Here is a 14386-nt window from a genome sequence, read left to right on the forward strand (position 1 = left end):
ATGGCACTCACCCGCAACGAGATGGCTGCGCGCGCCGCCCGGGAGCTCTCCGACGGCGCCTACGTCAACCTCGGCATCGGCCTTCCGACGCTCGTCCCCAACTATGTGCCCGATGACGTCACCGTCGTCCTGCAGTCCGAGAACGGCATCCTCGGCGTGGGGCCCTACCCGACCGAGGACGCGGTCGACCCCGACCTCATCAATGCGGGCAAGGAGACCGTCACGACGCTGGCGGGCGCGGCGTTCTTCGACTCCGCGACGAGCTTCGGCATGATTCGCGGTGGCAAGATCGACGCCGCCATCCTCGGCGCCATGCAGGTGTCCGCCACCGGAGACCTCGCGAACTGGATGATCCCGGGGAAGATGGTCAAGGGCCCGGGCGGCGCCATGGATCTGGTCCACGGCGCGGGCACGGTCATCGTCCTGATGGAGCACGTCGCGCGCGACGGCTCCGCCAAGATCGTGAACGAGTGCTCGCTGCCTCTCACCGGCCGCGGCGTCGTCGACCGCATCATCACCGACCTCGCCGTGATCGACGTGACGGAGGATGGACTCGTGCTCGTCGAGCTCGCGCCCGGCGTCACGGTCGACGAGGTGATCGCCGCCACTGAGCCGGCGCTGCTCATCGCCGACGAACTCAAGGAGGAATCATGACCCACGACGACGTCGTCATCGTCGCCGCCGCACGCACGCCACAGGGGCGTCTGAAGGGCCAGCTCGCCCCGCTCACCGCGGTGCAGCTCGGCAGCGCGGCCATCCGGGGAGCGCTCGAGAAGGGCGGCATCCCCGCTTCCGCCGTCGACGCGGTGCTCGTCGGTCAGGTGCTTCCCGCCGGCTCGGGCCAGAACCCCGCTCGCCAGGCCGCCGTCGGCGCCGGCATCGGGTGGGACGTCCACTCCGGGTCGGTCAACAAGGTCTGCCTCTCGGGCCTCACCGCCATCATCGACGGCGCTCGCATGATCGCGGTCGGCGACGCGAAGGTCGTCGTCGCCGCGGGTATGGAGTCCATGACCCGCGCGCCTCACCTGCTCATGGGATCTCGCGACGGCTGGGCCTACGGCTCGATCGAGGTGATCGACCACATGGCGTACGACGGTCTGACGGATGCGTACGACCGGGAGAGCATGGGAGCGTCGACCGAGCGTCACAACGGCCGCCTCGAGGTCACGCGCGAGGCGCAGGACTCCGTCGCGGCGCGCTCGCACCAGCGGGCGGCCGCCGCCCACGCGGACGGGCTGTTCGACGCCGAGATCGTCCCCGTCGAGATCCCGCAGCGCAAGGGCGACCCGATCGTCGTCACGAAGGATGAGGGCGTGCGGCCTGAGACCACCGTCGACACGCTCGCCCGGCTTCGCCCTGCCTTCGCGGAGGGCGGCTCGATCACCGCCGGCAACTCGTCGCAGATCTCGGACGGTGCTTCGGCCGTCATCCTGACCAGCCGGTCGCACGCCGACGAGAACGGCTGGCCGGTGCTCGCCGTGATCGGCGCGTCGGGTCAGGTCGCGGGCCCCGACAACTCGCTGCACTCGCAGCCCGCCCGCGCGATCGAGAAGGCGGTCGCCAAGCAGGGGATCGCCGTCTCCGACCTCGACCTGGTCGAGATCAACGAGGCTTTCGCGGCAGTCGTGGTGCGATCGCAGGCTGAGCTCGGGCTGTCGGACGACGTCGTGAACCCGCACGGTGGCGGCATCGCCATCGGGCACCCGATCGGCGCGTCGGGCAACCGCCTGGTCGTCCACGCCGTGCACGAGCTGATGCGCCGCGGCGGCGGCACCGCGGCCGTCGCGCTCTGCGGCGGTGGCGGGCAGGGAGACGCCCTCATCATCACGCGCTGAGGCGCGCGCGGCTCATCCGCAAACGCGGAGGATGCGGCGGCGGGTCGCCGGGCGATAGCGTCACGACGTGACCACGATCTCCCGACCGACCCCCGCCGACCGCGCCGAGTGGGACGCGCTCTGGCAGGCGTACATCGCGTTCTACGAGTCCGAGGTGCCCGCGCACGTCTCCGACTCGACGTTCGCTCGCATCCTCGCCGACGACGAACTGCACGGAGCGATCGCATGGGATGCCTCGGGGCGCGCGATCGGTCTGGTGCACTGGCTCACTCACCCGGCGACGTGGTCGACAGGCGTCTACTGCTACCTCGAAGACCTCTTCGTCGATCCCGAGGCGCGGGGGAGCGGCACCGGCCGCGCCCTGATCGAGCACGTGCGCACGTGGGCGGCGCAGCACGGCGCCGAGAAGGTCTACTGGCTGACGCAGAGCGACAACGCCACAGCGCGAGCCCTGTACGACAGGCTCGCCGTCTCGACCGGATTCGTGCACTACGAGATCTCACTCGACCCGGATTCAGCGGCGGGTGAGGACGAGGTCTGAGGTCTAGCGGCGCTCGCGCTTGAGTCGGTTCTGCTGGAGCTTCTTCTCCTGGCCGTGCACCGGCGAGTCGGGATCGATGACCCCGCCGCGCGACGCGCGACGGACGTCGACGATCGCTCCGATCACGAGAGCGACCGAGATCGCCCAGCTGAGCCACCCGAGGGCTGTGCGCCAGGTGAAGGGGGCGTCCTCGCGCATTCCCCTCAACAGCGTCAGGCCTCCGGTGATGGCGGTCATGAGGCCCGTGCCGAAGAGGTACTTGCGCATGCGCCCACGCTATCGCGGCGAACTGCCCGCGGTCGCCCCTTGACAGCCATCGCCGCGCACGTCAAGCGGGGAAGGCGGTCGCGACGAGCGCGATAGCCTGAGGATGCCTCGTCCCCAGCCACCGTCAGGAGCCCGAGTGACCCAGGCCGAACTCGTCGTCGTCGCCAACCGCCTTCCCGTCGACCACGTGGCCGACGGCTCGGGGGAGCAGTCGTGGCGCCGTTCCCCCGGAGGGCTCGTCACCGCGCTCGAGCCGGTGATGCGGCGCGCCGACGGAGCGTGGGTCGGCTGGCCGGGCAAGGCCGGCATCCACATCGAGCCGTTCGAGTTCGAAGGCACCCACCTCGTGCCCGTGACGCTCAGCACCGACGAGATCGAGCTCTATTACGAGGGCATGTCGAACGACACGTTCTGGCCGCTGTACCACGACGTCATCGCCGAACCGCGTTACCGCCGCGTGTGGTGGGACTCCTATGTGAAGGTCAACCGGCGCTTCGCCGATGCCGCCGCCGCCGCCGCCGCTCCCGGCGCGACGGTGTGGGTGCAGGACTACCAGCTGCAGCTCGTGCCGCGCATGCTGCGGGAGGCCCGGCCCGACCTCGTGATCGGATACTTCCACCACATCCCGTTCCCGGCATACGGTCTCTACTCGCAGCTCCCGTGGCGCCGCCAGGTGCTCGAGGGCCTGCTCGGCGCCGACGTCGTCGGGTTCCAGCGTGTCGCCGACGCCGGCAACTTCGCCCGCGCGGTCCGCCGCGTGCTGCGGTACCCGACCAAGGCCTCCGGCATCGCGGTGCCCGACGACGACGGCACGACGCGCAACGTGCTGGCGAAGGCCTTCCCGATCTCGATCGACGCGTCGTCCTATGTCGAGCTCTCGCAGCGACCGGAGATCCGGGCCCGCGCCGCCGAGATCCGCGAGGAGCTGGGCAACCCGAAGAAGATCCTGCTGGGCGTCGACCGGCTCGACTACACCAAGGGCATCCGCCACCGCCTGAAGGCCTTCGGCGAACTGCTCGAGGACGGCAAGGTCTCGGTCGAGGACGTCACGCTGGTGCAGGTCGCGAGTCCCAGCCGGGAGCGCGTCGAGGCGTATGTGCAGCTGCGCGATGAGATCGAACTGAAGGTGGGCCGCATCAACGGCGACTTCGACACGATGGGCCACACCGCGATCCGCTATCTGCACCAGGCCTACCCCCGGGAGGAGATGGTGGCGCTGTTCCTGGCTGCGGACGTCATGCTCGTCACGGCTCTGCGCGACGGCATGAACCTCGTGGCCAAAGAGTACGTCGCCACCCGCACCGACAACCGCGGGGTGCTGCTGCTCAGTGAGTTTGCCGGGGCCGCCGACGAGCTGTCGAGTGCCGTGCGCATCAACCCGCACGACATCGACGGGATGAAGGAGGCCATCATGCGCGCCATCGAGATGCCCGCCGCCGAGCAGGGCAGGCGCATGCGAGCCATGCGGCGGAAGGTCATCGAGAACGACGTCGCCCGCTGGTCGCAGTCGTTCCTGGCGGCGCTCGAGGCCGCCGGCACGGCGAACCGCGCAATCCGGAGGACCGCATGAGCGCCGATCCCCACGACGAACTCCGTACGGCGATCGCCGGGGTCGTGGCATCCGATCGCCTCCTCATCGCGCTCGACTTCGACGGCACCCTGGCGCCGCTCGAGGACGAGCCGATGGATGCCCGCATGCTCCCGGCGGCGCGCGAGGCGGTCGAAGCCGTGGGCGCCGCGCCGGAGACCGTCGTCGCGCTGGTGTCGGGCCGCAGCCTGTCCGACCTGCGGGTCATCGCGGAGCATCGCGACGACTCGCCGCTGCTGCTGGCAGGGTCGCACGGAGCCGAGTTCTGGATCCCGGGGGAGGGCGTGGTCACCCACGACGACGACCCCGCGGATGCCGCCCTCCGCGACGAGCTGCGCACCCACGCCGAGCAGGCGACCGCCGACCTCGACGGCGTGTGGATCGAGCCCAAGCGCTTCGGCTTCGGGGTGCACACACGCAAGGCCACCGCCGCCGACGCGGCGGAGGCGAACCTCCGCGTCGACGCGCTGGTCTCGGCGGAAGCGCCGCACTGGCGCCGCCGGACCGGGCACAACATCGTGGAGTACGCGTTCCGTCACGAGGGCAAGGACTCCGCCGTCGCGGAGCTGCGCGCGCGCACCGAGGCCTCGGCCGTCCTGTTCGCGGGCGACGACGTCACCGACGAGGACGCGCTGAAGAGCCTGGGCGCGACCGACCTGGGCGTGCACGTCGGCAACCGGCCGACGGCGGCCACCCTCACGGTCGCCGACATCCCCGCGATGGCCGAGCTGCTCGCCGTCATCGCGGCCGAGCGATCGGCCACGCGGGAAGAGAACCCCTCCGGGGAGCGACCCGCCGCGCGGCAATAGACTCTGCTTTATGCCCCAGCCTGACAACTCCATCGACATCAAGCCCCGCAGCCGGGTCGTCACCGACGGCATCGAAGCGACCACCTCACGCGGGATGCTCCGCGCGGTCGGCATGGGCGACGAGGACTGGGACAAGCCCCAGATCGGCATCGCGTCGAGCTGGAACGAGATCACGCCGTGCAACCTGAGCCTCGACCGGCTCGCGCAGGGCGCCAAGGAGGGCGTGCACGCCGGCGGCGGCTACCCGCTGCAGTTCGGCACGATCTCCGTATCGGACGGCATCTCGATGGGTCACGAGGGCATGCACTTCTCGCTCGTGTCGCGCGAGGTCATCGCCGACTCGGTCGAGACGGTGATGATGGCCGAGCGTCTCGATGGGTCCGTTCTGCTCGCGGGCTGCGACAAATCGATCCCCGGCATGCTCATGGCGTCGGCCCGCCTCGACCTGTCGAGCGTGTTCCTCTACGCCGGATCGATCGCCCCCGGCTGGGTGAAACTGTCCGACGGAACCGAGAAGGACGTCACGATCATCGACTCGTTCGAGGCCGTGGGTGCGTGTCTCGCGGGCAAGATGAGCGAGGCCGACCTCAAGCGGATCGAATGCGCGATCGCCCCGGGCGAGGGCGCGTGCGGCGGCATGTACACCGCGAACACCATGGCCTCGGTCGCCGAGGCGCTCGGGCTGAGCCTCCCCGGCTCGGCTGCCCCGCCGTCGGCCGATCGCCGCCGCGACTACTTCGCCCACCGCTCCGGCGAAGCGGTGGTCAACCTGCTGCGCCAGGGCATCACGACCCGCGACATCCTCACCAAGGAGTCCTTCGAGAACGCGATCGCCCTCGCAATGGCGCTCGGCGGCTCGACCAACGTCGTCCTGCACCTGCTCGCGATCGCCCGCGAGGCCGACGTCGAGCTGAGCCTGCACGACTTCAACCGCATCGGCGACAAGGTGCCGCACGTGGCCGACATGAAGCCCTTCGGCCAGTACGTCATGAACGACGTCGACCGCCACGGCGGCATCCCGGTCATCATGAAGGCCATGCTCGACGAGGGCCTGCTGCACGGCGACGCGCTCACCGTGACCGGCAAGACGCTCGCCGAGAACCTGGCCGAGCTCGACCCCGACCCGATCGACGGCACGGTCATCCACACGTTCGACGACCCGATCCACGCCACCGGCGGCATCACGATCCTCCACGGCTCGATGGCGCCCGAGGGCGCGGTCGTGAAGACGGCAGGGTTCGACGCCGCCGTGTTCGAGGGCCCCGCCCGGGTGTTCGAGCGCGAGCGCGCCGCGATGGACGCGCTGGAGGCCGGCGCGATCGACAAGGGCGACGTGGTCGTCATCCGCTACGAGGGCCCCAAGGGCGGGCCGGGCATGCGCGAGATGCTCGCCATCACGGCCGCCATCAAGGGCGCGGGCCTCGGAAAAGATGTACTACTCTTGACGGACGGAAGATTCTCAGGCGGCACAACCGGCCTGTGCATCGGCCACATAGCACCCGAAGCGGTGGACGCAGGTCCCATCGCCTTCGTGCGCGATGGTGATCTGATACGGGTCGATATCGCGGCTCGCACTCTCGACCTACTCGTCGACGATGCAGAGCTCGACTCCCGCCGCTCTGGCTGGGAGCCGCTTCCTCCGCGCTATACCCGTGGCGTCCTTGCCAAATACTCCCGTCTCGTGCGCTCTGCAGCAGAGGGCGCGACGACCGGCTGAGTTCGGCCACTGACACATCCCTTCGACCGATCGAGGATCCTCACCATGCCCGCCGAAACCGCTGCGGCCGTTCCCCGGCCACCCGCTCGCACCGCCACCGCGCCCGTGCTCACGGGCGCCCAGGCGGTCGTCCGCTCGCTCGAGCTGCTCGGCGTCACCGACGTCTTCGGGCTGCCGGGCGGCGCCATCCTCCCCGTGTACGACCCGCTCATGGACTCGAGCGACCTGCGCCACATCCTGGTCCGCCACGAGCAGGGCGCGGGACACGCCGCCGAGGGCTACGCCGCGGCGTCGAACAAGGTGGGCGTCGCCATCGCCACGTCGGGTCCGGGCGCGACCAACCTCGTGACGGCCATCGCCGACGCGTACATGGACTCGGTGCCGATCGTGTGCATCACCGGCCAGGTGTTCTCGAATCTCATGGGGACGGATGCCTTCCAGGAGGCCGACATCGTCGGCATCACGATGCCCATCACGAAGCACTCCTTCCTCGTGAAGGACGCGTCCGAGATCCCGGGTGCCATCGCCGCCGCGTTCGAGATCGCCGGCACGGGGCGTCCCGGTCCGGTGCTCGTCGACATCACCAAGGACGCGCAGCAGGCCGAGGTGCCGTTCGTGTGGCCGCCCAGGATCGACCTCCCGGGCTACCGTCCGGTGACCAAGGCCCACGGCAAGCAGATCCAGGCGGCGGCCCAGCTGATCGCCGAGGCCAAGAAGCCGGTGCTGTACGTCGGCGGCGGAGTCATCCGCGCGCAGGCGGCCGCCGAGCTGCGCACGCTCGCCGAGACCACCGGCGCGCCGGTCGTGACGACGCTCATGGCACGCGGCGCATTCCCCGACTCGCACCAGCAGCACCTGGGCATGCCCGGTATGCATGGGACGGTGCCAGCGGTGCTCGCGCTGCAGGAGGCCGACCTGATCGTGTCGCTCGGCGCGCGGTTCGACGACCGTGTCACCGGCAAGGCGGCGCTGTTCGCTCCCCATGCGCAGGTGGTGCACGTCGACATCGACCCCGCCGAGATCTCGAAGATCCGCGCCGCCGACGTGCCGATCGTGGGCGATCTGAAGGACGTGCTGGTCGACCTCGATGTCGCATTCCGCGCGGTGTCCGACGGCGTCCGGCCCGACATCACCGAGTGGTGGTCCTTCCTCGACGGCCTGCGTGACGAGTTCCCGCTCGGCTACACGGCGCCCTCGGACGGACTGATGTCGCCGCAGTACGTCATCTCGCGCATCGGCGAGCTCACCGGACCGGAGGGCGTGTTCGCCGCCGGTGTCGGACAGCACCAGATGTGGGCCGCCCAGTTCATCAAGTACGAGCGCCCCAACTCGTGGCTCAACTCGGGCGGTGCGGGCACGATGGGCTACTCGGTCCCCGCGGCCATGGGTGCCAAGGTCGCCGAGCCCGACCGTCATGTGTGGGCGATCGACGGCGACGGCTGCTTCCAGATGACCAATCAGGAGCTCGCGACCTGCGCCATCAACAACATCCCGATCAAGGTCGCGATCATCAACAACTCGTCGCTCGGCATGGTGCGTCAGTGGCAGACGCTGTTCTACGACGGCCGGTACTCGCACACCGACCTCAACACCGGTCACGACACCGTCCGCATCCCCGACTTCGTGAAGCTGGCGGAGGCGTACGGCTGCCTCGCGATCCGCGTCGAGAAGGAGGAGGACGTGGATGCCGCGATCCAGACTGCGCTCGAGACGAACGACCGCCCCGTCGTCATCGACTTCGTGGTGAGTGCGGATGCGATGGTGTGGCCGATGGTGCCGCAGGGCGTCAGCAACAGCTACGTCCAGTACGCCCGCGACCACGCGCCTGCCTTCGAGCAGGAGGACTGAGCCATGACAACGCACGTGCTGAGCCTCCTCGTCGAGGACAAGCCGGGTCTGCTGACCCGCGTCGCCGGACTGTTCGCCCGTCGCGGCTTCAACATCGAGTCGCTCGCAGTGGGTGTGACCGAGGTCCCGGGACTCTCGCGCATCACCGTCGTGGTCGACGTCGACGAGCTGCCGCTCGAGCAGGTCACCAAGCAGCTCAACAAGCTGGTCAACGTCATCAAGATCGTCGAACTGGATGCCGCGGCCTCCGTGCAGCGTGAGCACATGCTCATCAAGGTGCGCGCCGACAACCAGACCCGGTCGAACGTGCTGGAGGTCGTCAGCCTCTTCCGCGCGTCTATCGTCGACTACGCCACCGATGCGCTCGTCGTCGAGGTGACGGGCGACAAGGCCAAGGTCGAGGCCTTCCTGCGCGCCCTCGAGCCCTTCGGCATCAAGGAGCTCGCACAGTCGGGTCTGCTGGCCATCGGCCGCGGCGGCAAGAGCATCACCGAGCGCGTGCTGCGCGGCTGAGCCGCGGCATCCGCTCTCCAGACCACACGAACCATCACACAAGGAGACACACCCCCATGGCTGAACTCTTCTACGACGCCGACGCCGACCTGTCGCTCATCCAGAGCAAGAAGGTCGCGATCGTCGGCTACGGCTCGCAGGGCCACGCGCACGCGCTGAACCTCCGCGACTCGGGCGTCGAGGTCGTCATCGCCCTCAAGGAGGGCTCGAAGTCCACCGAGAAGGCCCAGGACGAGGGCTTCGAGGTCAAGACGGTCGCCGACGCCGCCGAGTGGGCGGACGTCATCATGATCCTCGCGCCGGATCAGCACCAGCGCGGCATCTTCAACGACTCGATCAAGGACAAGCTCGTCCCGGGCAAGACCCTCGCGTTCGCGCACGGGTTCAACATCCGCTTCGGCTACATCCAGGCACCCGAGGGCGTCGACGTCATCCTCGTCGCCCCCAAGGCGCCGGGCCACACCGTGCGCCGCGAGTACGTCGCCGGTCGCGGCATCCCGGACATCATCGCTGTGGAGCAGGATGCCTCGGGCAGCGCATGGGACCTCGCCAAGTCGTACGCGAAGGCGATCGGCGGCACGCGCGCCGGCGTCATCAAGACGACGTTCACCGAGGAGACCGAGACCGACCTGTTCGGCGAGCAGGCCGTGCTGTGCGGCGGTGTCTCGCAGCTCGTCCAGTACGGGTTCGAGACCCTGACCGAGGCGGGCTACCAGCCTCAGATCGCCTACTTCGAGGTGCTGCACGAGCTCAAGCTCATCGTCGACCTCATGTGGGAGGGCGGCATCGCCAAGCAGCGCTGGTCGGTGTCCGACACGGCCGAGTACGGCGACTACGTCTCTGGTCCGCGCGTCATCGACCCGCACGTCAAGGAGAACATGCAGGCCGTGCTCGCCGACATCCAGTCGGGCGCATTCGCGAAGCGCTTCATCGACGACCAGGACAACGGCGCCGTCGAGTTCCAGGAGCTGCGCGCGAAGGGCGCTCAGCACCCGATCGAGGAGGTCGGCCGCGACCTGCGCGGTCTGTTCGCCTGGAAGCAGCAGGACGAGGACTACGTCGAGGGCAGCGCGGCGCGCTGACCTGACAGCTTCGAGGGGTCGCACCGTCTGATCGAGGCGGGGCGGTCCCTCGACTTCCGCGCGCACGGTACTCCGGCGCCGCGGTTCGGGCCGTCCCCCACGAGGGGACGGCCCGTCTCATTCGAATCGCCCGCTCGGGCCGAGCATTTGGTATCACCCCCGCCCGCGCACCGCTCTCTCATGGCAGCCGGAAGCCCGTCCGGCGGAATCAAGGGAGAGCCCCCAAATGAACACCATCACACGCGGAGGTCGCGGCCGGAAGGCCGCCTTCACCGCAACGATCCTCGCGGTCGTCGGACTGGGACTGGCGGGATGCCAGACCGGGGTCGCCGACCTGAACCGGACGAACGCACAGGACGCGCCGCAGTCCGCTCAGCAGGCCGAACGCTCGGCCGAGGCGGCGCAGTCGCGGTACGAAGGCCTGGCCGAGTACTGGCAGCTGCGCGCGCAGCGCGCCGACACGCTCCGCACCGAGACGCAGCAGAGCGCCAGCCGCGCCGCCGACGCTTCGCAGTCGCGGTACGAAGGCCTTGCCGGGTACTGGGCGGGTCGCGCACAGCAGTCCGACACCTCGGTGCGGGTCCTCGCTGACCGGGTCGAGACCCGGAGCGGCGTGTCGCACGTGCTCGTCAGGCCCGAGCGGAACCGCGGGACCACCCAGGTCCGCGTGCTGGCCGACCGCGTCGACACGCAGGCGCCCGAGGTCACGGAGGTCCGAGTGCTTGCCGACCGCGTCCCCACGCATGAGTGACCGCCGGATGCGCCCGTGGTCGCCGACCACCCCGATGGGCGACAACGGCCGCGGATCACACGCTGAGGCTCCCGTAGGAAGCTACGGGAGCCTCAGCGTGTGCGCTGGGGCGGCGACGACGCGGGGAAAGCGCGGGTCCACGCGCTCACCCGGTGCACCGCTACGCTGAGGGCGTGACTCACGGACGCGACGACGACGCCCTCTCGTGGGGCGGTGACGACGACCCGACTCTGGACGTCGGCGCCGCGGAACCCCACGCGGTGACGCCCGCCGCCGAGACCGCTTCGCTGCCCGAAGGCTGGAGCGCGGTCGGGCGGGGGAGTGAGGCCGTCACCCCCGAGGCGAACGACGGCGCCGACCTGCACGACGGCCCGCTCGACGCGCGCGGGTCGATGGAGTCCCCGGCGCAAGGTGACCCGGTGCGCGAGCCGATGGGCAACGCCGAGCTGATCACGCTCGGCGTGATCGGCGGGTTCTCCGCGCTGTACGCGATCGGTTGGCTGATCGGCGCGCTTCGGCTGCAGGGCACCGCACAGTTCCTGGTCGCACCCGTGGCGTACCAGATCAGCCTCTGGCTCGCGGTCCTCGCGCCGCTCGTCTGGTTCGCGGCGGTGTTCCTCCTCACCGCCGCCTCCAAGACGTGGGTGAGGTTCGCATGGCTGGCAGCCGGTGTGGTGCTGCTCGTGCCGTGGCCGTTCATCATGGTGGGGGCGATCGGACGATGAGCGATTCGATCGCGGATGCCGCGGCATCCGGTTCCCCCGCCGCGATGCGGACTCCCGTCTGGGTCGTCGTCGCGATCTCGGTCGTCTTCGGGCTGTTCTACGCGTACGCGCTGTGGAACGCCCTGGCCTTCCTCATCGCGCAGGCGAGCGGTCCGCTCGGGCTCAACGGCTACGGCTGGTTCGTCCTGCTGCTGGCGGTGGTGTTCCCGCTGGGCGTCTTCGGAGCGGCGTTCGCGCTGGCGTGGCGACGGCCCGCGTGGCAGTTCGCGCTCGTGCTGTTCACCGGGCTGTGCGTGGTGGCCGTGTTCTGGCTGAATGTCATCGCGTACGCGGCGGTCTACGGCGCGTCGCTGCTCGGCTGACGCGGTGCGTCACACGGTCGGACGACCCGACCGGGCCGCGCTAGGCTGAGACAGGCCTCGCCCCCGCTGGCGTGCGGCGCGGCATCCGCTCTGCCCTGCACTGACGGACGGCCTCTGCCCGTCGCGCACAGCCCCAAAAGGAACCATCCCGTGACGAAGCCTGTCGTTCTGATCGCCGAAGAACTCTCTCCCGCCACGATCGACGCCCTGGGTCCGGACTTCGACGTGCGCAACGTCGACGGCACCGACCGCTCGGCGCTGCTCTCGGCCCTCGCGGAGGCGAACGCCGTGCTGATCCGCTCGGCGACCAGGATCGACGCCGAGGCCATCGCGGCCGCCCCCGTGCTCAAGGTCGTCGCCCGCGCCGGCGTCGGACTCGACAACGTCGACATCAAGACCGCCACCACGGCGGGTGTCATGGTCGTCAATGCGCCGACCTCGAACATCATCTCGGCGGCCGAGCTCACGGTCGGCCACATCCTGAGCCTCGCGCGCCGCATCCCCGCCGCCCACGCGTCGCTCGCCGATGGCCAGTGGAAGCGCAGCTCTTACACGGGCACGGAGCTCTTCGAGAAGACGGTCGGGATCATCGGCCTCGGCCGCATCGGCGCGCTCATCGCCGCCCGCCTGCAAGGCTTCGACATGCGCGTCGTCGCCTACGACCCCTACGTCACGAGCGCACGCGCGCAGCAGCTCGGCGTGCAGCTGCTCAGCCTCGACGAGCTGCTGGAGCAGAGCGACTTCGTCACCATCCACATGCCGAAGACCCCCGAGACCACGGGCATGATCGGCGCCGAGCAGTTCGCACTCATGAAGTCCTCCGCGTTCGTCGTCAATGTCGCGCGCGGCGGACTCATCGATGAGGAGGCGCTGTACACGGCGCTCACGACGGGCGAGATCGCCGGGGCCGGCCTCGACGTCTTCACCTCGGAGCCCCCCGCCGAGGGCGGCTCTGCGCGTGCGCTCCTCGACCTCCCGAACGTCGTCGTGACCCCGCACCTGGGCGCCTCGACCGACGAGGCGCAGGAGAAGGCCGGCGTGTCGGTCGCCCGCTCGGTGCGCCTGGCGCTCGGCGGCGAGCTCGTGCCCGACGCCGTCAACGTCGCGGGTGGCGTCATCGACCCGTACGTGCGCCCCGGGATCCCGCTCGTCGAGAAGCTCGGCCAGATCTTCGCGGCCCTCGCGCGGTCGCCGCTCACGAGCCTCGACGTCGAGGTGCACGGTGAGCTCAACGACTACGACGTCAGCGTGCTCAAGCTCGCCGCGCTCAAGGGCGTCTTCACGAACATCGTCAGCGAATCGGTGTCGTACGTGAACGCGCCGCTGCTCGCCGAGCAGCGCGGCGTCGAGGTGCGCCTGATCGTCGACGACGACAGCCCCGAGTACCGCAACATCATCACGCTCCGCGGCGCGCTCTCCGACGGCTCGCAGCTGGCGGTGTCGGGCACGCTCACCGGCACGAAGCAGATCGAGAAGCTCGTCGGCATCAACGACTACGCGATCGAGCTCCCGATCGAGAAGCACCATGTGGTGATGCTCTACACCGACCGCCCCGGCATCGTCGCGGTCTACGGCCAGAAGTTCGGCGACGCCGGCATCAACATCGCGGGCATGCAGATCGCGCGCAGCGAGGCCGGCGGTCAGGCGCTGTCGGTGCTCACCGTCGACTCCCCGGTGCCCGATGACCTGCTCGAAGAGGTGCGGTCCGACATCCAGGCCGATCTGTTCCGCCAGATCGAGATCACCGAGTCCTGATCCCGGCGCCCGATATCCCGGCGCTGCGGAGCGGCGTCACGCCTTCGCGGCGCGCTCGACCATCGCGATGAGCGCGTCCAGCGCCGCGCCCCGGGGGACCGGCCCGGGGATGGACCCGCCTTCCAGGGCATTGTTGAAGTACAGCCCGTCGCTGACCAGCATGACGAGGTCGAGTGCGGTGGCGTCCTTGGTGTGCGTGCGCAGAACGTCCGCCCACTGGTCGCGGATGTCGCGCAACGCGACGCGGGCACGCGCACTGCCACCCTGTGCGAGGCGCGACGTGGCGAGGATCGCGCGGTCGATGCGGTCGTTCTCCATGACCGAGGTGCGCAGGAAATAGGCGATCGGTCCCTCGGGCGAGGCCGCCATCGCGGCGACGTCGTCCTCGACGAGGACGTGGAGACGCTCGAGGAGCGCGGATTCGAGCGCATCCTTCGAGCCGAAGTGGTACAGCAGGCCGCCCTTCGAGACCCCGGCCGCGCGTGCGGTGGCCTCCATCGTGGCCGCGCGTTCGCCCTCCTCGATGAGGATCGCCTCGAAGGCGTCGAGCACCTTGTCTCGGGCGAGGGGAGGGCGACTCATGTCGTCGATGC

General features: G+C 69.8%; 15 protein-coding genes. 13 read left to right on the forward strand and 2 right to left on the reverse strand.

Going from position 1 to position 14386, the window contains the following annotated elements; all coding sequences use genetic code 11:
- The 3 genes from MK786_RS00570 (at nucleotide 1) to MK786_RS00580 (ending at nucleotide 2376) form a co-directional block, all read left to right on the forward strand.
- Nucleotides 1-654 carry a CoA transferase subunit B gene (locus MK786_RS00570; RefSeq protein WP_241110322.1) on the forward strand — a complete coding sequence of 218 codons (654 nt, stop codon included), beginning with the start codon at nucleotides 1-3 and terminating at the stop codon, nucleotides 652-654.
- A complete protein-coding gene (locus MK786_RS00575; protein WP_241110323.1) occupies nucleotides 651-1835 on the forward strand; it encodes an acetyl-CoA C-acetyltransferase in 1185 nt (394 codons plus the stop codon). Before MK786_RS00570 ends, MK786_RS00575 begins: the two co-directional genes overlap by 4 nt.
- 67 nt (nucleotides 1836-1902) lie before the next feature.
- The gene (locus MK786_RS00580; protein ID WP_241110324.1) at nucleotides 1903-2376 is read left to right on the forward strand and encodes a GNAT family N-acetyltransferase; all 474 of its coding nucleotides are present in this window, start codon (nucleotides 1903-1905) and stop codon (nucleotides 2374-2376) included.
- A gap of 3 nt (nucleotides 2377-2379) precedes the next feature.
- Here the strand turns inward: MK786_RS00580 and MK786_RS00585 are convergent, their stop codons facing one another.
- On the reverse strand, nucleotides 2380-2643 hold the full coding sequence (locus MK786_RS00585; protein WP_191766733.1) for a hypothetical protein: 264 nt from the start codon (nucleotides 2641-2643) through the stop codon (nucleotides 2380-2382).
- A 103-nt stretch (nucleotides 2644-2746) separates the two neighbouring features.
- Here MK786_RS00585 and MK786_RS00590 point away from each other — a divergent pair, with 103 nt between their 5' ends.
- The 10 genes from MK786_RS00590 to serA all read left to right on the forward strand — a co-directional run bounded on the left by MK786_RS00590 (nucleotide 2747) and on the right by serA (nucleotide 13793).
- On the forward strand, nucleotides 2747-4213 hold the full coding sequence (locus MK786_RS00590; protein WP_374200390.1) for a trehalose-6-phosphate synthase: 1467 nt from the start codon (nucleotides 2747-2749) through the stop codon (nucleotides 4211-4213).
- On the forward strand, nucleotides 4210-5040 hold the full coding sequence (gene otsB / locus MK786_RS00595) for a trehalose-phosphatase (RefSeq protein ID WP_241110326.1): 831 nt from the start codon (nucleotides 4210-4212) through the stop codon (nucleotides 5038-5040). The genes MK786_RS00590 and otsB overlap by 4 nt, the downstream gene beginning before the upstream one ends.
- A 10-nt stretch (nucleotides 5041-5050) precedes the next feature.
- Nucleotides 5051-6757: a dihydroxy-acid dehydratase gene (ilvD, locus tag MK786_RS00600; protein ID WP_241110327.1), complete on the forward strand. Its 1707-nt coding sequence runs from the start codon at nucleotides 5051-5053 to the stop codon at nucleotides 6755-6757.
- Between the two features lie 45 nt (nucleotides 6758-6802).
- A complete protein-coding gene (locus tag MK786_RS00605; RefSeq protein WP_241110328.1) occupies nucleotides 6803-8605 on the forward strand; it encodes an acetolactate synthase large subunit in 1803 nt (600 codons plus the stop codon).
- 3 nt (nucleotides 8606-8608) lie between these two features.
- On the forward strand, nucleotides 8609-9118 hold the full coding sequence (gene ilvN, locus MK786_RS00610; RefSeq protein ID WP_241110329.1) for an acetolactate synthase small subunit: 510 nt from the start codon (nucleotides 8609-8611) through the stop codon (nucleotides 9116-9118).
- A gap of 56 nt (nucleotides 9119-9174) precedes the next feature.
- Nucleotides 9175-10200 (forward strand): ketol-acid reductoisomerase, encoded by a 1026-nt coding sequence (ilvC, locus tag MK786_RS00615; protein WP_241110330.1) that lies wholly within the window; start codon nucleotides 9175-9177, stop codon nucleotides 10198-10200.
- 226 nt (nucleotides 10201-10426) lie between these two features.
- A complete protein-coding gene (locus MK786_RS00620) occupies nucleotides 10427-10951 on the forward strand; it encodes a hypothetical protein (protein ID WP_241110331.1) in 525 nt (174 codons plus the stop codon).
- Between the two features lie 173 nt (nucleotides 10952-11124).
- Nucleotides 11125-11676 carry a DNA polymerase III subunit gamma/tau gene (locus MK786_RS00625; RefSeq protein ID WP_241110332.1) on the forward strand — a complete coding sequence of 184 codons (552 nt, stop codon included), beginning with the start codon at nucleotides 11125-11127 and terminating at the stop codon, nucleotides 11674-11676.
- Nucleotides 11673-12038 carry a bacitracin resistance protein gene (locus MK786_RS00630; RefSeq protein WP_241110333.1) on the forward strand — a complete coding sequence of 122 codons (366 nt, stop codon included), beginning with the start codon at nucleotides 11673-11675 and terminating at the stop codon, nucleotides 12036-12038. The genes MK786_RS00625 and MK786_RS00630 overlap by 4 nt, the downstream gene beginning before the upstream one ends.
- Nucleotides 12039-12188: 150 nt before the next feature.
- A complete protein-coding gene (gene serA, locus MK786_RS00635; protein ID WP_241110334.1) occupies nucleotides 12189-13793 on the forward strand; it encodes a phosphoglycerate dehydrogenase in 1605 nt (534 codons plus the stop codon).
- Nucleotides 13794-13829: 36 nt separating this feature from the next.
- Here serA and MK786_RS00640 read toward each other — a convergent pair whose 3' ends face one another.
- Nucleotides 13830-14375 (reverse strand): TetR/AcrR family transcriptional regulator, encoded by a 546-nt coding sequence (locus MK786_RS00640; RefSeq protein ID WP_277397124.1) that lies wholly within the window; start codon nucleotides 14373-14375, stop codon nucleotides 13830-13832.
- Nucleotides 14376-14386: the final 11 nt, after the last annotated feature.

It is taken from the genome of Microbacterium sp. CFH 31415 (assembly GCF_022538185.1).
GTDB lineage: Bacteria > Actinomycetota > Actinomycetes > Actinomycetales > Microbacteriaceae > Microbacterium.

What these genes read in the sequence shown, in the direction of transcription:
- ilvC (WP_241110330.1), top strand. Translation starts at nt 9,175, where the DNA reads ATGGCTGAACTCTTCTACGACGCCGACGCCGACCTGTCGCTCATCCAG.
- ilvN (WP_241110329.1), top strand. Translation starts at nt 8,609, where the DNA reads ATGACAACGCACGTGCTGAGCCTCCTCGTCGAGGACAAGCCGGGTCTG.
- MK786_RS00585 (WP_191766733.1), bottom strand. Translation starts at nt 2,643, where the DNA reads ATGCGCAAGTACCTCTTCGGCACGGGCCTCATGACCGCCATCACCGGA.
- ilvD (WP_241110327.1), top strand. Translation starts at nt 5,051, where the DNA reads ATGCCCCAGCCTGACAACTCCATCGACATCAAGCCCCGCAGCCGGGTC.
- MK786_RS00575 (WP_241110323.1), top strand. Translation starts at nt 651, where the DNA reads ATGACCCACGACGACGTCGTCATCGTCGCCGCCGCACGCACGCCACAG.
- MK786_RS00570 (WP_241110322.1), top strand. Translation starts at nt 1, where the DNA reads ATGGCACTCACCCGCAACGAGATGGCTGCGCGCGCCGCCCGGGAGCTC.
- MK786_RS00630 (WP_241110333.1), top strand. Translation starts at nt 11,673, where the DNA reads ATGAGCGATTCGATCGCGGATGCCGCGGCATCCGGTTCCCCCGCCGCG.
- MK786_RS00590 (WP_374200390.1), top strand. Translation starts at nt 2,747, where the DNA reads ATGCCTCGTCCCCAGCCACCGTCAGGAGCCCGAGTGACCCAGGCCGAA.
- MK786_RS00640 (WP_277397124.1), bottom strand. Translation starts at nt 14,375, where the DNA reads ATGAGTCGCCCTCCCCTCGCCCGAGACAAGGTGCTCGACGCCTTCGAG.
- MK786_RS00605 (WP_241110328.1), top strand. Translation starts at nt 6,803, where the DNA reads ATGCCCGCCGAAACCGCTGCGGCCGTTCCCCGGCCACCCGCTCGCACC.
- MK786_RS00620 (WP_241110331.1), top strand. Translation starts at nt 10,427, where the DNA reads ATGAACACCATCACACGCGGAGGTCGCGGCCGGAAGGCCGCCTTCACC.
- otsB (WP_241110326.1), top strand. Translation starts at nt 4,210, where the DNA reads ATGAGCGCCGATCCCCACGACGAACTCCGTACGGCGATCGCCGGGGTC.